The 19796-nt window shown below is 62.3% G+C and carries 19 protein-coding genes and 1 other RNA gene; 4 read left to right on the plus strand and 16 right to left on the minus strand.

What is annotated here, in order from left to right; translation table 11 throughout:
* From J4P02_RS26340 to rsmI, 14 genes are all read right to left on the minus strand, one after another.
* Positions 1–957 carry a D-alanine--D-alanine ligase gene (locus tag J4P02_RS26340; RefSeq protein WP_426195858.1) on the minus strand — a complete coding sequence of 319 codons (957 nt, stop codon included), beginning with the start codon at positions 955–957 and terminating at the stop codon, positions 1–3.
* Positions 954–2411 carry a UDP-N-acetylmuramate--L-alanine ligase gene (murC, locus tag J4P02_RS26345; protein ID WP_426195860.1) on the minus strand — a complete coding sequence of 486 codons (1458 nt, stop codon included), beginning with the start codon at positions 2409–2411 and terminating at the stop codon, positions 954–956. Before murC ends, J4P02_RS26340 begins: the two co-directional genes overlap by 4 nt.
* Positions 2404–3474, minus strand: coding sequence for an undecaprenyldiphospho-muramoylpentapeptide beta-N-acetylglucosaminyltransferase (gene murG / locus J4P02_RS26350; RefSeq protein ID WP_426195862.1), 1071 nt, complete (start codon positions 3472–3474; stop codon positions 2404–2406). Before murG ends, murC begins: the two co-directional genes overlap by 8 nt.
* A complete protein-coding gene (gene ftsW, locus J4P02_RS26355) occupies positions 3464–4681 on the minus strand; it encodes a putative lipid II flippase FtsW (RefSeq protein WP_426195864.1) in 1218 nt (405 codons plus the stop codon). Before ftsW ends, murG begins: the two co-directional genes overlap by 11 nt.
* The gene (murD, locus tag J4P02_RS26360; protein ID WP_426195866.1) at positions 4678–6024 is read right to left on the minus strand and encodes a UDP-N-acetylmuramoyl-L-alanine--D-glutamate ligase; all 1347 of its coding nucleotides are present in this window, start codon (positions 6022–6024) and stop codon (positions 4678–4680) included. The genes ftsW and murD overlap by 4 nt, the downstream gene beginning before the upstream one ends.
* 5 nt (positions 6025–6029) lie before the next feature.
* The gene (gene mraY, locus J4P02_RS26365; protein ID WP_426195868.1) at positions 6030–7112 is read right to left on the minus strand and encodes a phospho-N-acetylmuramoyl-pentapeptide-transferase; all 1083 of its coding nucleotides are present in this window, start codon (positions 7110–7112) and stop codon (positions 6030–6032) included.
* Positions 7112–8494, minus strand: a complete 1383-nt coding sequence (locus tag J4P02_RS26370; RefSeq protein ID WP_426195870.1) for a UDP-N-acetylmuramoyl-tripeptide--D-alanyl-D-alanine ligase — start codon at positions 8492–8494, stop codon at positions 7112–7114. The genes mraY and J4P02_RS26370 overlap by 1 nt, the downstream gene beginning before the upstream one ends.
* A complete protein-coding gene (locus J4P02_RS26375) occupies positions 8487–9950 on the minus strand; it encodes a UDP-N-acetylmuramoyl-L-alanyl-D-glutamate--2,6-diaminopimelate ligase (protein WP_426195872.1) in 1464 nt (487 codons plus the stop codon). The genes J4P02_RS26370 and J4P02_RS26375 overlap by 8 nt, the downstream gene beginning before the upstream one ends.
* Entirely contained in the window at positions 9950–11689 is a 1740-nt protein-coding gene (locus tag J4P02_RS26380) for a peptidoglycan D,D-transpeptidase FtsI family protein (RefSeq protein WP_426195874.1), read from the minus strand. Before J4P02_RS26380 ends, J4P02_RS26375 begins: the two co-directional genes overlap by 1 nt.
* Positions 11686–11979, minus strand: coding sequence for a cell division protein FtsL (gene ftsL, locus J4P02_RS26385; RefSeq protein ID WP_426195876.1), 294 nt, complete (start codon positions 11977–11979; stop codon positions 11686–11688). The genes J4P02_RS26380 and ftsL overlap by 4 nt, the downstream gene beginning before the upstream one ends.
* Entirely contained in the window at positions 11976–12923 is a 948-nt protein-coding gene (rsmH, locus tag J4P02_RS26390; protein ID WP_426195878.1) for a 16S rRNA (cytosine(1402)-N(4))-methyltransferase RsmH, read from the minus strand. The genes ftsL and rsmH overlap by 4 nt, the downstream gene beginning before the upstream one ends.
* Positions 12920–13375 carry a division/cell wall cluster transcriptional repressor MraZ gene (gene mraZ, locus J4P02_RS26395; RefSeq protein WP_011063319.1) on the minus strand — a complete coding sequence of 152 codons (456 nt, stop codon included), beginning with the start codon at positions 13373–13375 and terminating at the stop codon, positions 12920–12922. Before mraZ ends, rsmH begins: the two co-directional genes overlap by 4 nt.
* Before the next feature lie 308 nt (positions 13376–13683).
* Positions 13684–14037: RNase P RNA component class A (gene rnpB, locus J4P02_RS26400), an RNA gene on the minus strand.
* Between the two features lie 72 nt (positions 14038–14109).
* Positions 14110–14982: a 16S rRNA (cytidine(1402)-2'-O)-methyltransferase gene (gene rsmI / locus J4P02_RS26405; RefSeq protein WP_426195881.1), complete on the minus strand. Its 873-nt coding sequence runs from the start codon at positions 14980–14982 to the stop codon at positions 14110–14112.
* Positions 14983–15202: 220 nt separating this feature from the next.
* On the opposite strand from rsmI, the gene J4P02_RS26410 reads away from it, so the two are divergent.
* The 4 genes from J4P02_RS26410 to J4P02_RS26425 all read left to right on the plus strand — a co-directional run bounded on the left by J4P02_RS26410 (position 15203) and on the right by J4P02_RS26425 (position 18661).
* Positions 15203–17014, plus strand: coding sequence for a penicillin-binding protein activator (locus J4P02_RS26410; protein WP_426195883.1), 1812 nt, complete (start codon positions 15203–15205; stop codon positions 17012–17014).
* On the plus strand, positions 17014–17388 hold the full coding sequence (locus tag J4P02_RS26415; RefSeq protein WP_426195885.1) for a YraN family protein: 375 nt from the start codon (positions 17014–17016) through the stop codon (positions 17386–17388). Before J4P02_RS26410 ends, J4P02_RS26415 begins: the two co-directional genes overlap by 1 nt.
* 104 nt (positions 17389–17492) lie before the next feature.
* A complete protein-coding gene (locus tag J4P02_RS26420) occupies positions 17493–18086 on the plus strand; it encodes a phosphoheptose isomerase (RefSeq protein WP_007928463.1) in 594 nt (197 codons plus the stop codon).
* Positions 18083–18661, plus strand: a complete 579-nt coding sequence (locus J4P02_RS26425) for a BON domain-containing protein (RefSeq protein WP_426195888.1) — start codon at positions 18083–18085, stop codon at positions 18659–18661. Before J4P02_RS26420 ends, J4P02_RS26425 begins: the two co-directional genes overlap by 4 nt.
* Before the next feature lie 48 nt (positions 18662–18709).
* On the opposite strand, the gene J4P02_RS26430 is transcribed toward J4P02_RS26425, so the two are convergent.
* Both J4P02_RS26430 and J4P02_RS26435 read right to left on the minus strand, forming a co-directional pair.
* Positions 18710–19126 (minus strand): ClpXP protease specificity-enhancing factor, encoded by a 417-nt coding sequence (locus tag J4P02_RS26430; RefSeq protein WP_426195890.1) that lies wholly within the window; start codon positions 19124–19126, stop codon positions 18710–18712.
* Between the two features lie 16 nt (positions 19127–19142).
* On the minus strand, positions 19143–19760 hold the full coding sequence (locus J4P02_RS26435) for a glutathione S-transferase N-terminal domain-containing protein (protein ID WP_426195892.1): 618 nt from the start codon (positions 19758–19760) through the stop codon (positions 19143–19145).
* Between the last annotated feature and the right edge of the window lie 36 nt (positions 19761–19796).

Consider the following 19796-nt stretch of genomic DNA (forward strand, 5'->3'; position numbering starts at 1 on the left):
TTAACCTCGCGCCTCAAGACTGGCTGCCAGGATGGCCAATACCAGTTGCTGGAAATCCAGACCGGCCGCACGCGCGGCCATCGGCACCAGACTGTGATCGGTCATCCCCGGAGCGGTGTTCACTTCCAGGAACCAGAACTGCCCCTGGGCATCCTGCATCACATCGGCACGCGCCCAACCGGCGATACCGAGTGCCTCACAGGCTTGCGCCGTGAGGTCCATCAGTTCCTGTTCCTTGGCACTGTCGAGCCCGCACGGAATCCGATACTGGGTATCGGAAGCCAGGTACTTGGCGTCGTAGTCGTAAAAAGTGTGGGGGGTACCCAGGGCAATCGGAGGCAGCACCTGGCCACGCAGGGTCGCGATGGTGAACTCCGGACCCTGGATCCATTGTTCCACCAACACTTGCGAATCGTAGGTACTGGCCGCTTTCCATGCTTCGATCAACTCGGGCGCGGAAGTCACCTTGGCCATACCGATACTGGAGCCTTCATGAGCCGGTTTGACGATCAAAGGCAGGCCCAGTTCCGCCACCGCGGAAATACAGTCGGCCTCGGAGCTCAATACCCCGTGGCGCGGCGTCGGAATGCCCAGGCTGTGCCAGACCTGCTTGGTGCGCAGTTTGTCCATGGCCAGGGCCGAGGCGAGGATGCCGCTGCCGGTGTAGGGAATGCCCAGGCACTCCAGCAAACCTTGCATGCTGCCGTCTTCACCGCCACGGCCGTGAAGGATGATGAAGGCGCGATCGATCTTTTCGCTCAGCAGGCGCTGCAGCAGATCATCACCCACATCGATACCGAAGGCGTTCACACCGCCGCTCTGCAGGGCTTCAAGCACTGCCTTGCCGGACTTCAGCGACACTTCGCGCTCGGCGCTCTTGCCGCCGTAAAGCACGGCCACGCGACCGAAATCGCTCGGGGCCACGGTGGAGAACAGCTGGGCGTAGGCGGCAGTCATTTCGACGCTCCCTTGCCAGCGGCCACGGCACCGGCGAACAGCGGGCTGGCCAGCAGTTTCGGGGCCAGGCCGCCGATATCGCCAGCGCCCTGGCACAGCAGGATGTCGCCGGCGCGCAGCAGCGGCTTGACCACTGGCGCCAGGTCAACGCCACGCTCGATGTAGATAGGGTCCAGTTGCCCGCGCTGGCGAATGCTGTGGCACAGCTGGCGGCTGTCGGCACCGGGAATCGGCTCTTCGCCGGCCGGGTAGACTTCCATCAACAGCAGCACGTTGGCATCGGCCAACACTTGCACGAAGTCGTCGTACAGGTCGCGGGTACGGCTGAAGCGGTGCGGCTGGTAGACCATCACCAGGCGCCTTTCAGGCCAACCACCACGCACCGCCTTGATCACCGCGGCGACCTCGGTCGGGTGGTGTCCGTAGTCGTCCACCAGCATTACGTTGCCACCATCCACCGGCAGTTCGCCGTAGACCTGGAAGCGTCGGCCCACACCCTGGAAGCCCGACAGGCCCTGGACAATGGCTTCATCGCTGATGCCTTCGTCGGTGGCGATGCAGATGGTCGCCAGGGAGTTCAGCACGTTGTGGTTGCCCGGCATGTTCACCGACACATCCAGCGGCTCACGGTCGCGACGCAGCACGGTGAAGAAGGTCTGCATGCCCTGCTGGCGGACATTGATCGCGCGCACGTCGGCTTCTTCGCTGAAGCCATAGGTCACGGTCGGGCGCTTCACCAGGGGCAGGATCTCGCGCACCACCGGATCGTCCAGGCACATCACCGCCAGGCCGTAGAACGGCAGGTTGTGCAGGAAGTCGACGAAGGTCTTCTTTAGCTTGTTGAAGTCACCGTCGTAGGTCGCCATGTGGTCGGCGTCGATATTGGTGACCACGGCCACCAGCGGCTGCAGGTGCAGGAAGCTGGCATCGCTTTCATCGGCTTCGGCAATCAGGTAGCGGCTGGTACCCAGCTGGGCATTGGTGCCTGCGGCGTTCAGCCGGCCACCGATGACGAAGGTCGGGTCCAGGCCACCGGCGGCGAACACCGAGGCCAGCAGGCTGGTGGTGGTGGTCTTGCCATGGGTACCGGCCACGGCCACGCCATGCCGGTAGCGCATCAGCTCGGCAAGCATTTCCGCCCGCGGCACCACCGGGATACGCCGCTCCAGCGCGGTGGCCACTTCCGGGTTGGAGGTGTTCACGGCGCTCGACACCACCAGCACATCGGCATTGGCAGCGTTCTCGGCGCGGTGGCCAATATAGATGTGCGCACCAAAGGACTCCAGGCGCTCGGTGACCGGCGACGCCTTGAGGTCGGAGCCGGACACTTCATAGCCCAGGTTGAGCAGCACTTCGGCGATGCCGCACATGCCCACGCCGCCGATGCCGACGAAGTGGATACGGCGGATACGGCGCATTTCCGGCTGGGGCATGGCTTTCTGGTTCTCAACCATGGGCCACCTCCAGGCAGATGTTCACAACGTCCTGGGTCGCTTCGGGTTTGGCCAGGCGGCGCGCGGCCTGGGCCATGGTGTCGAGTCGTTCTGGTTGCATCAAAACCTCTGTCAGGCGCGCGGCTAGGTCCGCTGCACCAGTCGTTCTTTGCGGCATCAGGAAGGCGGCGCCTTCACGAGCCAAATATTCGGCATTGCGGGTCTGGTGATCGTCGATCGCATGGGGCAAGGGCACCAGCATCGAGGGCAGACCGGCGGCCGCCAGTTCACTGACGGTCAGCGCACCTGCGCGACAGACCACCAGGTCGGCCCAGCCATAGGCTTGGGCCATGTCTTTGATAAAAGGCTGCACCTGCGCCTCGACGCCAGCGGCGCGATAACGCTCTGCAGTGACTTCATCGTGGTTTTTGCCGGCCTGGTGGAACACCTCCGGGCGCAGCTCGGCGGCGACCTGTGCCAGGGCTTCCGGCAACAGCTTGTTCAACGGCTCTGCACCCAGGCTTCCGCCCAGGATCAGCAAACGTGCCTTGCGTCCGGCCAGGGCCTCGCGCGGAGTTTCGAGGAACAGCTCGGTGCGTACCGGATTGCCCGTGGTGCGGCGGCTGCCGGAGGCCCCGAAGGTGTCCGGGAAAGCTTCGCAGACTCGGGCCGCCAACGGCACCAGCAGCCGATTGGCGGTACCGGCAACGGCGTTCTGTTCATGAACGATCACCGGTACGCCGGACAGTTTGGCGGCAACGCCGCCAGGGCCGGTCACGTAACCACCAAAACCCAGCACACAGACTGGCTTCAGCTGACGCACCACCTTGCGCGCCTGGAGCACCGCCTTGAGCAGCACGAACGGTGCCTTGAGCAGGGACAGCTTGCCCTTGCCCCGCAGGCCGCTGACGTTGATCAGGTGCAGCGGCAGCCCGGCAGCCGGGACCAGGTCGTTCTCGATGCCCCGCGGCGTACCCAGCCAGTGCACGCTGTAGCCGCGGGCCTGGAATTCGCGGGCACAGGCCAGCGCCGGGAACACGTGGCCACCGGTGCCGCCGGCCATGATCAGCACGTTAGCGCCCATGGATCGGCTCCTCGGCAAAATCACTCTCACTGAACTCCATCTCTTCGCTGCCCAGGTGGGTCCTGCTCTCCCACTCGATGCGCAGCAACAAACCGAGACAGGCGCAGCAGATCACCAGGGAGCTGCCGCCGTAACTGAGGAATGGCAGGGTCAGGCCCTTGGTCGGCAGCAGGCCGACATTCACCCCGATATTGATCAGGAACTGGCCGATCCACAGGAACGACAAGCCATAGGCCACGTAGGCGGCAAAGAACTGCTTGGACTTCTCGGCCCACAGGCCGATGTACATGCCACGAATACAGACAAAGACGAACAGCGCCACGGTGCACAGGGAACCCACTGCGCCCAGTTCCTCGGCCAGTACCGAGAACACGAAGTCGGTGTGGGCCTCGGGCAGGTAGAACTGCTTCTGCACGCTGTTGCCCAGGCCAACGCCCAGCCACTCGCCGCGACCAAAGGCGATCAACGCCTGGGACAGCTGGTAGCCGGCGCCGAACTGGTCGGCCCAGGGGTCGGCGAAGTTGGTCAGGCGCGCCATCCGATAAGGCTGCATCTGAATCAGCAGCACCACCGCCGCCACTGCCAGCACCACCATCAGCGAGAAGCGGAACAACCCGACACCGCCGAGGAACAGCATCGCCGCGGCAGCGCCCATCATCACCACGGTGGCACCGAAGTCCGGCTCCATCAGCAGCAGGCCGGCCATGGGTAGCAGCACGATGAATGGCTTGAAGAAGCCCATCCAGCTTTCCCGCACTTCCTTCTGCCGCCGCACCAGGTAACCGGCGAGGTAGATCACCACGAACACCTTGGCGATCTCGGACGGCTGGACGTTGAAGAAGCTGAAGCCGATCCAGCGCATCGAACCGTTCACCTCACGGCCGATGCCCGGGATGATCACCATCACCAGCAAGCCGAAGGCACCGATCAGCATCAGCCAGCCCAGGCGCTGCCAGGTGGCGATGGGGATCATCATGGTGACGATGCAAGCCCCGAGGCCGATCACGATGTAGATCAGGTGGCGGATCATGTAATACAGGGCGCTGCCCGACTGCGCCGCCGCCACCTCGGTGGACGCCGAGGCGATCATGATCAGCCCGAGCCCGAGCAGCGCCAGGCAACCGGCAAGCATCGGGAAGTCGAGGTCGATACCGCGCCCAGTAATCAGCGGCGACGGATAGGGCTTGATGATGCCTCGAAGGTTCATGCCAGCTCCTCCACCACGCGGACGAACTGCTGACCACGGTCTTCGTAATTCTTGAACATGTCGAAACTGGCGCAGGCCGGCGACAGCAGCACCACATCACCCGCTTGAGCGGCGGCACGGCATTGGGTCACGGCGTCAGCCAGGGAAGCGGCGCGAATCAATGGCACGCCATCGCCAATGGCTACGCCGATCTTGTCGGAATCGCGGCCCATGAGGATCACCGCACGGCAGTGAGCCGCCACCGGCCCCCGCAAGTCGTTGAACTCGGCGCCTTTGCCGTCGCCACCGGCGATCAGCACAATCTTGCCGGCGATATCCGCCCCCAGGCCTTCGATGGCCGCCAGCGCGGCACCGACGTTGGTGGCCTTGGAGTCGTTGTAGTAGCCCACGCCATCCAGATCACGCACCCACTGGCAGCGATGCTCCAGGCCGGCGAAGTTGCGCAGGGCCGCGAGCATGGCATCGAACGGCAGCCCCACCGCATGCCCCAAGGCCAGGGCGGCCAGGGCATTGGACTGATTGTGGGAACCACGGATCTTCAGTTCGCGAACCGGCATCAGGTTCTGGAACTCGAAAGCCAGGTATTTCTCGCCGTTCTCTTCGCGCAGGCCGAAGCCCTTGAAGTCCGGCTTGCCGAGGCCGAAGGTCCAGCATGGCAGGCCTTCGCTCATCAGCGGACGGCTCAGGGCGTCCTGCCGATTGACTACTACCTGACGGGCACCACGGAAGATCCGGTGCTTGGCCAGGTGGTAGGCCGGCAGGCCGCTGTAGCGGTCCATATGGTCTTCGCTGACGTTGAGCACGGTGGCCACTTCGGCATTGAGCTGGTCGGTGGTTTCCAGCTGGAAGCTGGACAGTTCCATCACATACAGCTCGATGTCGTCGTGCAGCAGGTCCAGGGCCGGGGTACCAAGATTGCCACCCACGGCGACACGCTTGCCCGCCGCTGCGGCCATCTCGCCCACCAGGGTGGTCACGGTGCTCTTGGCGTTGGAGCCACTGATGGCGACGATCGGCGCCTTGGCGTTACGCGCGAACAGCTCGATATCGCCGGAAAGCTTCACCCCACGGGCCGCCGCGGCCTGCAGGGCCGGGGTCGCCAGGGCCAGGCCGGGGCTCACGTAGAGCTCGTCGGCGCGGCACAGGAACTCCACGTCCAGTTCGCCACAACGCACTTCCACCTGCGGGTAGTCACGGCGCAGCGTGGCCAGCTCGGGTGGATTTTCCCGCGTATCAGCCACTGCAAAGGCAACGCCCCGGTTCGCCAGGAAGCGAACCAGGGACATGCCGCTCTTGCCGAGGCCGACAACGATGCGGAAGTGGTCAGAAGCGATCAGGGACACTCGTTCTACCTCAGCTTCAGGGTGGCAAGGCCGATCAACACGAGAATCACAGTGATGATCCAGAAACGGACAATCACCCGTGGCTCGGGCCAGCCCTTGAGTTCAAAGTGGTGGTGGATCGGCGCCATGCGAAATACCCGGCGACCGGTCAATTTGAAGGAGGCGACCTGGATCACCACCGACAGGGTTTCCATCACGAACACGCCGCCCATAATGAACAGGACGATTTCCTGGCGCACGATCACCGCGATGGTGCCCAGGGCCGCACCCAGTGCCAGCGCGCCAACGTCGCCCATGAATACCTGTGCCGGGTAGGTGTTGAACCACAGGAAGCCCAGGCCGGCACCGATCAGTGCGCCACAGAACACAATCAGCTCGCCCGCGCCCGGTACATAGGGAATCAGCAGGTATTCGGCGAACTTCACGTTGCCCGACAGGTAGCAGAAGATCCCCAACGCACCGCCGACCATCACCGTCGGCATGATCGCCAGGCCGTCGAGGCCGTCGGTGAGGTTGACCGCGTTACTGGAACCGACGATGACGAAGTAGGTCAGCACCACGAAGCCGATGCCCAGGGGAATGCTCACGTCCTTGAGCATCGGGATCAGCAGCGTGGTTTCCACCGGGCTCTGCGCGGTCATATAAAGGAAGATTGCCGCGGCCAGGCCGAACACCGACTGCCAGAAGTATTTCCAGCGGCTGGGCAGGCCCCGGGAGTTCTTTTCGATCACCTTGCGATAGTCGTCGACCCAACCGATGGCGCCGAAGCTCAGGGTCACCAGCAGTACCACCCACACATAGTGGTTGTGCAGGTCGGCCCAGAGCAGGGTGCTGACGCCGATGGCGGAAAGAATCAGCGCACCGCCCATGGTCGGCGTGCCCGACTTGGACAGGTGGGATTGCGGGCCGTCGTTACGCACGGCCTGGCCAATCTGCCGGTTTTGCAGAGTACGGATCATCCACGGACCCAGGCACAGCGACAAAGACAGCGCAGTCAGTACCCCGAGAATCCCGCGCAGGGTCAGGTACTGAAAGACCGCGAAGCCTTTGTAGAACTGTTGCAGGTACTCCGCTAGCAGCAGCAGCATTAATGTTTCACTCCGTCTTTTTCTTGAAAATGGGAACCACACAAAGCCGCGACGATGTTTTCCATCACCGCGCTGCGCGATCCCTTGATCAAAATGGTGGTGTTTGGATCTTGCTCGACGTCCAGGGCGGCGATCAGCTCAGCCTGGCTGGCGAAATGGCGCGCATGCTCGCCGAAGGCGGCGACGGCATGGGCCATCATCGGACCTACGGCATAGAGGGCCGAAACCTTGCCAGCGGCATATGCACCTACATCGCGGTGCCCCTGCTCCGCCCACTCGCCCAACTCGCCGATGTCTCCGAGCACCAGGACGGTGCGGCCGGAAAAGCCGGCGAGTATATCAACGGCGGCGCACATTGAGGTGGGGTTTGCGTTGTAACTGTCATCGATCACCCGCATGCCATTCTTCGCCAGTTGGGCGACGGTGCGGCCCTTGACCGGCTGCACCGCATTCAGACCAGTGGCTATGCCAAACAGCGATACGCCCAGTGCATGGGCAGCAGCGGCAGCGGCCAGGGCGTTGGCCACATTGTGGGTGCCCAGCAGGTTGAGCTGGACGCTTTCCACGCCCTTGGGGCTGTGCAGCGTGAAGGATGGGCAGCCACGGGCATCGCGACCGATATCGGAGGCGTAGAAATCCGCGGCGCTGTTGTTCAGGGCGAAACTCAGCACCTGACGACCTGCGGCCCGGGCCTTCCAGATCGGGAAGGCCTTGTCGTCCAGGTTGAGCACGGCCACCCCGGTGGCATCCAGGCCTTCGATGATCTCGCCCTTGGCTTCGACAATCTTCTCCGGGCCGCCGAACTCGCCAACATGGGCGGTACCGGCATTGTTGAGGATCGCTACCTGGGGCCGGGTCATGGCCACGGTGTAGGCAATTTCGCCGAGACGCGATGCGCCCAGCTCGACCACGGCGGCGCTGTGCTCCGGGGCCAGTTCGAGCAGGGTCAGCGGTGCGCCCAGGTCATTGTTGAGGTTGCCGCGGGTGGCGAGCACCGGGCCACGGGTGCGCAGGATGCTGGCGAGCATCTCCTTGACCGTGGTCTTGCCGCTGGAGCCGGTCACCGCAGCCACTGGCCGGGTGAAAGCGCCACGATTGAGCGCGCCCAATTGCCCCAGCGCCAGGCGGGTATCCTTGACCAGCAACTGCGGCAAGGTGCTGTCGGGCACTTCGCGCTCCACCAGGGCCGCTACCGCACCTTTGGCCGCCACTTCATTCAAGTAGTCATGGCCGTCGAAACGCGGCCCGGTGAGGGCCACGAACAACTGGCCAGGCTGGATCGCCCGGCTGTCGATACTGACCCCGTTAAAACGCGCATCGCCCGCGATCAGGCGGGCGTCCAATGGAGCCGAGACTTCACTGAGCAACAGGGCTTTAAGCATGGGCTATCTCCCAGGCGGTCAAGGCTTTGTCCGCCTCGACGAGATCGGAAAAATCATGGCGCTGGCCATGGATCTCCTGGTAATCCTCATGGCCCTTGCCGGCCAGTACCACCACATCATCAGCCGAGGCGCCGGCTACCAGATGGGCAATCGCCGGGCCACGGCCGGCGATGAATTCGACCTGCTCCGGCGCCTTGAAGCCGGTGCGGATGTCATCGAAGATCTGCGCCGGGTCTTCACTGCGCGGGTTGTCATCGGTGACCAGCACGCCGTCGGCAAGACGCTCGACCACTTCGGCCATCAACGGGCGCTTGCCGCGATCACGGTCGCCACCGCAACCGAACAGGCACAGCAGGCGGCCCTTGGCGTGAGGACGCAAGGCCAGCAGGACTTTTTCCAGGGCGTCCGGGGTGTGGGCGTAATCCACCACCACCAACGGCTGGGTGCCACCACCCAAGCGCTGCATGCGCCCGGCGGGGCCTTCCAGCTTGGGCAGCACGGCGAGAATTTCGTCCAGGGCATATTCCAGGCCCAGCAATGCGCCGACTGCGGCCAGCACGTTGCTCAGGTTGAAACGGCCCAGCAGGGTGCTGCGCAGATGGTGCTCGCCCTGGGGCGTAACCAGAGTCGCGCGCACGCCATCGTCATCGAAGCGCGCCTCGCGGCAATACAGGTAGGCGCTGGAATCTTCGAGGCTGTAGGTGATCAGGCGCGATTCGTGCGGGTCTGCTGCCAGTTGCCGACCGAAGTCGTCATCGAGGTTGATCACCCGGCAACGCAGGTCGGTCCAGTTGAACAGTTTGGCCTTGGCCTCGCCGTAGGCCTGCATGGTGCCGTGGTAATCCAGATGATCACGGGACAGGTTGGTCAGCACCGCCACATCGAAAGCCAGGGCTGCAACACGCCCCTGGTCCAGGCCATGGGAAGAAACCTCCATCGCCACGGCCTTGGCGCCGGCGTTCTTCAGGTCGGCCAGGGTCGCTTGCACGGCAATCGGATTGGGCGTGGTGTGCAAGCCACTTTCCAGCGCGCCATAGAAGCCGGTACCCAGGGTGCCCACCAGGCCGCAACGCTGCCCCAGCAGATCGAGAGCCTGGGCCACCAATTGGGTGACGCTGGTCTTGCCGTTGGTACCGGTCACGCCCACCAGGTTCAACTGGCGGCTTGGCTCGCCATAGAAGCGCCCGGCAATATCAGAGAGCTGCGCCGCCAGGCCCTTGACCGGAATCAGCGGCACATCGGTGAGCGGCAGGACGGTAGCCCCTTGCACTTCATAGGCAACGGCCGCCGCCCCACGCTGCAAGGCGTCGGCAATGTGCGCACGACCATCGAACTTGGCGCCAGGTACGGCCAGGAACAGATCACCGGCGCGAACATTGCGACTGTCCAGGGTCAACTCGCGAATCAGCAGGTCGTGACCGGCATGGGCGAAAATCTTGTTCAGGCTAAGAGACATCAGCCGCGCCCTCCATTGGCTCGTACTGGGGTGCCGGACGTGGCATTGGCTTGCTGAGTGGTCGGCAGGTTGTCCGGAGTGATGTTCATCAGGCGCAGGGTGCCGGACATGACTTTGCTGAACACCGGTGCCGAAACCAGACCACCGAAGTAGCCGGCCTTGCTCGGTTCGTCGATCACCACCACGATGGCGTAGCGCGGATCGCTCATCGGCCCGAAACCGGCGAACAGCGAACGGTAGGAGTTCTCGGCGTAGCCCTTGGTGCCCACCGAAGTCTTGCGTGCGGTACCACTCTTGCCGGCAACGTGATAGGCCGGGACCTGGGCACGGAACACCCCGCGCGGCGCTTCGATTACCTGCTGCAGCATGCCCTGTATGGTCTTGGCGACGTTTTCCGGAATCACCTGGGTGGTCTGCGCCGGCTTGTCGGCCTTGATCAGGGTCAGGGGGGCAATGCGGCCGTTGTTGGCCAGCGCGGAGAAGGCGTGGACCAGCTGGATCGCAGTCACCGAAATACCGTAGCCGTAGGACAGGGTCGCGGTTTCAGCCTTGCGCCATTCGCGGTAGTTCGGCAGGTTGCCGACCCGCTCGCCCGGGAAGCCCAGGCCGGTGTCCTGGCCCAAGCCGATTTTCTGCGCCAGGCGGAAGATGGTTTCGCCGCCAATATCGAAGGCGATCTTGCTCATGCCAACGTTACTGGAGTTGATCAGAATGCCGGTCAGGTCCAGCACTGGCCCTTCGGTCTTGGATACGTCACGAATGGTGTATTTGCCCAGTTGCAGGGTGCCGGGGTAGACCTCGACCGTGTCGCTGGGCTTCCAGCGGCCGGTTTCCAGCGCAGCACTCATGGAGATCGCCTTCATGGTCGAGCCGGGCTCGAACACGTCGATCATCGCGCGGTTGCGCATCATCGCCGGCTGCAGATTGCGCCGGTTGTTCGGGTTGTAGGTCGGCTGGTTGACCATGGCCAGAATCTCGCCGCTCTTCACATCCATGATCACCAGGCTGCCAGCCTTGGCGCCGTTCTCGACGATGGCGTTGCGCAGCTCGCGGTTGGCCAGGTATTGCAGGCGCAGGTCAATCGACAACGCCAAGGGCTTGCCGGCCTTGGCGTTCTTGGTGACCTGGACGTCCTTGATCAGTCTGCCGCGCCGATCCTTGATCACCTGACGCTTGCCCGGCACCCCGGCCAGCCATTCGTCATAGGCCAGTTCGACCCCTTCGCGGCCACGGTCGTCGATATCGGTGAAGCCCACCATATGCGCAGTGACTTCGCCGGCCGGATAGAAGCGCCGGAACTCCTCGATGCCGTAGACACCCGGAACTTTCAGGTCGAGCACCGCCTGCCCCTGCTCCGGCGTCAGGCCGCGGACCAGGTAGATGAACTCCTTGTTGGCCTGGGCTTCAAGACGCTCGGTCAGGACCTTCGGATCCTGGCCCAGGGCCATGGCCAATGCCGGCCAGCGATCCTTGGCCAGTTGCATTTCCTTGGCATTGGCCCACAGGGTGGTAACTGGCGTACTGACGGCCAGGGGCTCGCCATTACGATCGGTGATCAGACCACGATGCGCAGGAATGGGAATGTGGCGGACGCTGCGTGCATCGCCCTGCCCCTTGAGGAAGTCACGATCGACCACTTGCAGGTCGATGATGCGCCAGCCGATGGCCGAGACCATGACCGCCAGCAACCCCAGGACCACACGGAAGCGCCAAGGATAGAGCGCGCCTTCAAGCTTCATGGCGCCACCATCCGTACTTCGGCTGCGCCGGGAATGTGCATTTTCAACTGTTCGCTGGCCAGCACTTCGATTCGGCTGTGGGCGGTCCAGGTGCTTTGCTCGAGAATTAACCGACCCCATTCAGCCTGGGCCTTGTCACGCACACTCAACTCGCCATACAGCGTATTGAGCAGCTGACGATTCCAGTGGGCGCTATAGGACACCGCAATCGCGGACACCAGCACGCCGATAAATAGCAACAGCATGAAAAAGCTTCCGCCCGGGAGAGGCTTGGCGAAGAGCTTGCTCACCGAAGCTTCTCCGCAACACGCATGACCGCGCTGCGGGCGCGAGGATTGGCCTTGAGCTCGGCCTCAGAGGCGAACTGCGCTTTGCCGTGGACCTTGATTTTCGGCACGAAGGCTTCGAAGCGTACCGGCAGATTGCGTGGCAGGTTGTCGGATTCGCCTTTGACCAGGCGACGCATGAACAGCTTGACGATGCGGTCTTCCAGGGAGTGGAAGCTGATCACCACCAGGCGACCACCCACTTCCAGGGATTCGAGCGCCGCCTCGAGGCCGGCCTCCAGGTCGCCCAGTTCGTTATTCACATGAATGCGCAACCCCTGGAAGGCACGGGTAGCCGGGTTCTTGCCCTTCTCCCAGGCCGGGTTGGCGACCTTGAGCACTTCGGCTAGGTCGGCAGTGCGCTCGAAAGGCTGGATTTCACGACGCTCGACCACGGCCCGAGCCATGCGGCCGGAGAAGCGCTCTTCACCGTACTCCTTGAACACCCGGGCAATTTCTTCCACCGGCGCAGTGGCGATGAACTCCGCGGCGCTGATGCCACGGGTTGGGTCCATGCGCATGTCCAGGGGGCCGTCATTGAGAAAACTGAAGCCACGCTCCGGGTCGTCCAGCTGCGGCGAAGACACGCCCAGGTCCAGCAGCACGCCACTGACCTTGCCTGCCAGGCCACGCTCGGCCACTTCCGACCCCAGCTCGGCAAAACTGCGCTGTACAACGACAAAGCGGCCGTCTTCGGCCGCTAGCGCTTGCCCGGTGGCAATCGCTTGGGGGTCCTTGTCAAACCCGAGGAGTTGGCCCTCCGCACCCAGCTTGCTGAGAATCAGCCGGCTATGCCCGCCACGCCCGAAGGTGCCATCCAGATAGCAGCCATCAGGGCGCACGGCGAGAGCCTCGACGGCTTCGTCAAGCAGCACGGTGATGTGGTTAAAGCCGCTATCAATAGTCACAGAATCAAATCACGCAGTTCATCAGGCATGGCGCCCGGTTGTTGAATAGCCGCCAGGTCCGCTGCAGAAACAGCATTCCAGGCATCCTCGTCCCACAGTTGGAACTTGTTCAGTTGGCCCACCAGCATTGCGCGCTTATCCAACTTGGCATATTCGCGCAGGCGCGGCGGCACCAGAAAACGACCACTGCCATCGAGTTCGAGATCGACGGCATTACCAATCAGCAAACGCTGCAAGCGACGGTTCTCTTCGCGAAGAGAAGGCAGTGCGCGCAGTTTGGTTTCAATCAGCTCCCACTCATCGAGGGGGTAAACGCAGAGACAAGGATCAACGGCGTCGATTGTGACGATTAACTGCCCGGAACTTCGCGAAACGAGCTCGTCACGATACCGGCTGGGCATGGCTAGCCGGCCTTTGGCATCGAGACTGATAGCGTTAGCTCCGCGAAACACGTCAGCGTTTCTCCAAATTTTAGCGTTTTACGCTCAAAAAACCCACTTCATGCCACTTTCCGCCACTTGCGCACACTATAGGAATGCGCCCACACCACCGTCAAGGCGCGCAGCGACGGAAAAGCCTTATAGAACGGAGATTTAGGAGACTAAGAGGAGAGGCAACGAGAATTCGAGGGGTATTCCAGAGCATTAACTTCCAACAGCTCAGCGAGCTACTGCGCGAAGTTAAAGTGATTTATTAAGAGTAAGAATTTTTCGGTATTACAAAAACGCTTCTGCTATTGATTCAAGCAGGGAGGGAAAAGGTGGAGAGTCGATCTGTAAGCCGGGTTCTGTCGAGGACAGTCATTCCTCTACGATGGCCATCACTGGACATCTTTAGCAACCTACCCGGTTCCAGCGCGGGCCACGCCTTGGAACCCTATTTGGTCTTGCTCCGAGTGGGGTTTACCTAGCCACGAACTGTTACCAGACGTGCGGTGCGCTCTTACCGCACCTTTTCACCCTTACCGGCACCGAAGTGCTTAGGCGGTTGTTTTCTGTGGCACTTTCCGTAGGCTCACGCCCCCCAGGCATTACCTGGCACTCCGCCCTATGGAGCCCGGACTTTCCTCCCCCCTCTAATTTTCATAGAGGGCAGCGACTGTCCAATCGACTCTCCGCCGCGCAGGTTAACGGCAGAGCGGTCGAAGAACAAGCGCTAAAAGCCTTTGGCCACCCTGCTACGCCATTTATTCCTGCTTCTGTTTGTCCAGAGCCACCTGGTACAGCACATTCTTGCGCTCGCCCGTGATTTCAGCCGCCAGGGCCGCCGCCCGCTTGAGGGGCATCTCCTTGAGCAACAGGTCAAGAATGCGCATCGACTCACTGCTGATCGCCTCATCGCTTTGCGGCGCCGTCCACCCGGCAACCAGTACCACGCATTCACCACGCTGCTGATTGCTGTCGGACTCGACGAACTGACGCAGCTCAGAGAGCGGCAACCCCTTGAGGGTCTCGAAGGTCTTGGTCAGCTCTCGCGCCAGCAGCGCCGGGCGCTCGCCACCAAACACCGACTCCATGTCCTGCAGGCATTCAAGAATCCGGTGCGGGGCCTCATAGAAAATCAGCGTACGCGGCTCTTCCTTGACCAGTTCCAGGCGCGCCTTGCGCCCAACCGCCTTAGCCGGCAGGAAACCCTCGAAGATAAACCGGTCCGACGGCAGGCCGGCCGCCGACAGCGCCGCAATCAAGGCACAGGCACCCGGCACCGGCACCACATTGATACCTGCAGCCCGGGCCTGACGCACTAGGTGATAACCCGGATCGGAAATCAGCGGCGTGCCGGCATCGGAAATCAGTGCAACATTATCCCCAGCCAGCAGGCGAGTAATGAAACGACTGCCCTCGTCGCGCTCGTTGTGCTCATGGCACGCCGCCAAGGGCGTGGTAATGCCGAAGTGCTGCAATAGACGCTGAGAGTGCCGGGTATCCTCGGCAGCGATCAGCGCCACCTCGCGCAACAGCTTCAGGGCCCGGGCGCTGATATCGTCTAGGTTGCCGATGGGCGTCGCCACCACATAAAGCGAACCAGCAGCGGAATTCAAAGGACCTGGAGCAGTCAAGGCGCACACCTCTTGATCGACAAAAGCGCCATTGTAACGCGTTGAGACCCTCCTCATGCGCACCACAATGGTTCGAGATTCAATCCCACCACCGTACTTTTATGCGCCACTGCAACATTTGCATCCGTTAAATAGCCGCTTTGTCGCCAGTAACATCGCGCCCCGGCCAGCGCTTGGGTACAATTCCACGCTCATTTGATCGAGTATCAGGAACGCTTACATGATCGCTTGCCTGCGGCTGTTTCTTGCCCTCTGCCTGGCCACCCTCCTGGCGGCTTGCGCCAGCTCGCCCTCCTCCAGCCTTGGCGAACTTCCACGGACCCCGGATGCCAGCATCGAGCAACTGCTCGAGCAGGCCGCCACCAGTAAAACCCCGGACAAGGCCGCCCTGCTGCGCCTGAGCGCCGCCGATATGGCGTACCGCCAAGGCAATGCCGGACGCGCCGGACAGATTCTCCAGCAAGTGCCGCTGGATCAGCTCAAGCCTGCGCAGCAGATCTTCGCCAGCACCCTGGCTGCTGAACTGGCCATGGTGCGCAATCAGCCCAAGGCTGCCTTGAGCGCCTTGAGCCACCCCAGCCTGCAACACCTGAGCGAACTGCCGGCACCCCAGCAGATCCGTACCGGCAACGTCTACGCCCGCGCCCTGGAAGCCGACGGCCAGACCCTGGCCGCAGCCAAGCAGCGGATCGCCATCGCGCCTCTGCTCAAGGATGATGCCGCGGCGAAAAACCATGAAGCCATCTGGGCTCTGATTGCCGCCCTGCCTACCGACCAACTGCAGCCTGCGGGCAACGATGATCTGGCCGGCTGGATGAACCTGGCCTTGGCGGTCAAGACCGCTGGCACCCTGGAGCAACAGCAAGCTGCCATCGATAACTGGCGCGCGCAGAATCCCAAGCACCCTGCCGCCATCCTGCTGCCGCAACCCCTGACCAAGCTCAAGGAACTGGCCAGCCAGCCGGTTTCGAAAATCGCCCTGCTGCTGCCGCAGGATGGCCCCCTGGCATCGGTCTCCAAAGCCCTGCGCGAAGGCTTTATGGCCGCTCACTATCAGGCCCAGCAAGCAGGACAAAAGCCGCCAAGCATCGAGTTCTATGACAGCTCGCGCCTAGGCTCCCTGGACGACTTCTATCGCAAGGCCCAGGCCGCCGGCGTGCAGTTGGTGGTAGGCCCACTGGAAAAGCCCCTGGTCAAGCAACTGGCCGCGCGCCCACAACTGCCGATCACCACTCTGGCCTTGAACTACAGCGAAGGCGAACAAGGCCCGGCACAGCTGTTCCAGTTCGGCCTGGCCGCTGAAGACGAAGCTCGCGAGGTTTCCCGTCGCGCCCGTGCCGATGGCCTGCATCGCGCCGCGGCACTGGTTCCCAAGGGCGAGTGGGGTGACCGCGTGCTCAAGGCCTTCCGTCAGGACTGGGAAGCCAACGGTGGCAGCGTGATCGGCATCGAACGCGTCGACCAGCCTGTGGCCCTGGCTCAGCAGATTGCCGACCTGTTCCAACTGCGCCAGAGCGAAGCTCGCGCCAAGAGCCTGCAAAGCACCGTGGGCACCCAGGTTGCCGCGCAACCGGCACGCCGCCAGGACATCGAGTTCATTTTCCTGGCCTCCACTCCGCAACAGGCACAACAGATCAAGCCGACCCTGAACTTCCAGTACGCGGGTGACGTTCCGGTGTACGCCACCTCCAACGTGTTCAGCGCCAGTGGCGATCAGAACCAGTACAACGACATGAACGGCGTGATGTTCTGCGAGACCCCATGGCTGCTGGATGCCAACGGCACGCTGCGTCGCCAGGTCGCTGCACAATGGCCACAAGCCTCGGGCAGCCTCGGCCGCCTGTATGCCATGGGCGCGGATGCCTATCGCCTGGCTCCTCGCCTGGGTCAACTCAAGGCCTTGCCAGATAGCCGCATCGAAGGCGAATCCGGCAGCCTGGGCATGGCCGCTGGCCAACGGATCGAACGCCAGCTGCCATGGGCCAAGTTCGTCAACGGCCAGGTCACCCGCCTGCCCGACACCCCGCGCTGATGCTACCCCTCAGATCAAGCAAGCAAAGCGGACGAGACGCCGAAAGCCAAGCGCTGCGGCATCTCCAACAGCAAGGGCTGCGCCTGCTGGCGCAAAACTGGCTGTGTAAACGCGGCGAGCTTGATCTGGTCATGCTTGACGGCGATACAGTAGTATTCGTCGAGGTCCGCTACAGACAACACACGCAATGGGGTGGCGCCCTGGGCAGCATCGATGGGCACAAGCGGCAAAAACTGATTCTTGCCGCGCAGATCTTTCTGCAAAGCCAATCACGCTGGTCCAACCACCCCTGCCGTTTCGACGTGGTCGCCATTGACGGCGCCCCAGGTGCACAAGCCCGACTGAACTGGCTACGCAATGCCTTTGACAGCTGAAAGACGCCCTCAGGCCGCACCCGTTTTCACCCAACTTTTTTGCTCTTTGCTTTGCGGGCTGCACATTCACGTGCCACCAAGCCGCGCCACTTAAGGTCACACAGATGGACATGCAATCCCGAATTCGCCAGCTTTTCCAGGCCAGTATCGACACCAAGCAACAGGCGATGGACGTACTTGCACCGCACATCGAGCAAGCCAGCCAGGTGATGGTCAACGCCCTACTCAACGAGGGCAAGATGCTCTCCTGCGGCAACGGCGGCTCTGCTGGAGACGCCCAGCACTTCTCCTCCGAACTGCTTAACCGCTTCGAGCGCGAACGCCCGAGCCTGCCAGCCATTGCCCTGACCACCGACAGCTCGACCATCACCTCGATCGCCAACGACTACAGCTACAACGAAGTCTTCTCCAAACAGATCCGCGCCCTGGGCCAGCCTGGCGACGTACTGCTGGCAATTTCCACCAGCGGCAACTCGGCGAATATTATTCAAGCCATCCAGGCCGCACATGATCGAGAAATGATTGTCGTAGCATTGACCGGCCGCGACGGCGGAGGCATGGCTTCACTGCTTCTGCCCGAAGATGTGGAAATCCGCGTACCGGCCAACGTCACCGCACGTATTCAAGAAGTCCACCTGCTGGCGATCCATTGCCTCTGCGATCTGATCGACAGCCAATTGTTCGGGAGTGAAGAATGACCCTTAATCGCCTCGGCCTCCTGGCCTTGACCTTGTGCCTCGGCATCACTGGTTGCAGCTCGGTGATTACCGCCACCCGCGACAAGCCCATTGATGACGATCGTGGCACTCGCACCTTCGGCAGCAAGATCGACGACTCACTGATCGAGACCAAGGTTGCAGTCAACGTGGCCAAGGCCAACCCGGATCTGGAAAACAACTCGCACATCGTGGTTACCAGCTTCAACGGCATCGTCCTGCTGGCCGGTCAGACCCCACGCCCGGACCTCAAGGCCGCAGCCGAGCAAGCCGCCAGCGAGGTGCAACGGGTCAAGAAGGTGCATAACGAGCTGCAGGTCCTGCCACCTTCGGGCTTTCTGGCACGCCAGAATGACGGCTGGCTGACGACCAAGATCAAGACCCAGATGCTCGCCGACGCCAACATGCCCGCCTCGCGGATCAAGGTAGTGACCGAGAACGGTATCGTTTACCTGCTGGGCCTGCTGACCCAGCAGGAAGCCGCCCAGGCCACCAACCTGGTACAAGGCGTGTCCGGGGTACAGAAGATCGTCAAGCTGTTCGAGTACATTGACTGACACCCAGGCAGTGACAAAAAAGGCGATCCATCCGGATCGCCTTTTTTATTACTTGACCACTTTCAGACTGGGTCGACCGCTGGGGCGCGGCGGCTCGCTGTCCGGCGGCGGCAGGTCATCATCGGGCTCGATATCGTCCTCTTCATCATCCAGAGGCGACTCCAGATCGAAGACCATGCCCTGGCCATTTTCCCGGGCATAGATCCCGAGAATCGCGCCAACCGGCACATGTAGGCTGTGAGGCACGCCACCGAAGCGCCCTTCGAAGGTCACCACCTCGTTGTCCATGTGCAAATGACGCACAGCGCTGGGAGAAATGTTCAGGACTATCTGCCCATCACTGGCAAAACCCTGAGGCACCTGCACTGCCGGGTAATCGGAATTGACCAGCAGGTGCGGGGTGCAATCGTTGTCCACAATCCACTCATAGAGCGCGCGGACCAGATAAGGTCGACTGGAGTTCATAACGGCTCCTTAAGCCTCAGCGCATATCACGTTCGACACCAGACAGACTTGCCTGGAAAGCCTCACGTGCAAATTGGCGATCCATATAGTCAAGCAGCGGCTTGGCCTGCCGCGGCAGTTCGATACCCAGAACCGGCAACCGCCAGAGTATGGGCAGTAGGCAGCAGTCCACCAGGCTTTGTTCCTCGCTGAGGAAAAACGGCTTGTCGGCAAACAGCGGGGAAACACCGGTCAGGCTTTCACGCAATTCCTTGCGCGCCTGCACCCGTGCCGCCTCCTTGGACCGCGGATCAAGGATCAGGTCCACCTGCCCACACCAGTCACGCTGGATGCGATGCATCAGCAAACGACTGTTGGCCCGCGCCACTGGGTAAACCGGCAGCAATGGCGGATGCGGATAACGCTCATCCAGGTACTCCATCACCACTGTCGACTCCCACAACGCCAGATCGCGATCGACCAGCGTGGGCAAGCTCCCGTAAGGATTCACTTCGATCAGCTTTGGCGGCTGACGGCCCGCCTCCACATTGATGATCTCGGCGCTGACACCCTTCTCCGCAAGCACAATGCGCACCCGGTGGGAATAGTGGTCGGCGGGGTCGGAGTAACAGGCCAACCGATTGGTCACGCCCATGGCGATCCTCCTCGCTTGTTGAAATTATCGGAAGCA

The sequence above is a fragment of the Pseudomonas sp. NFXW11 genome, assembly GCF_049887815.1.
Lineage (GTDB): Bacteria > Pseudomonadota > Gammaproteobacteria > Pseudomonadales > Pseudomonadaceae > Aquipseudomonas.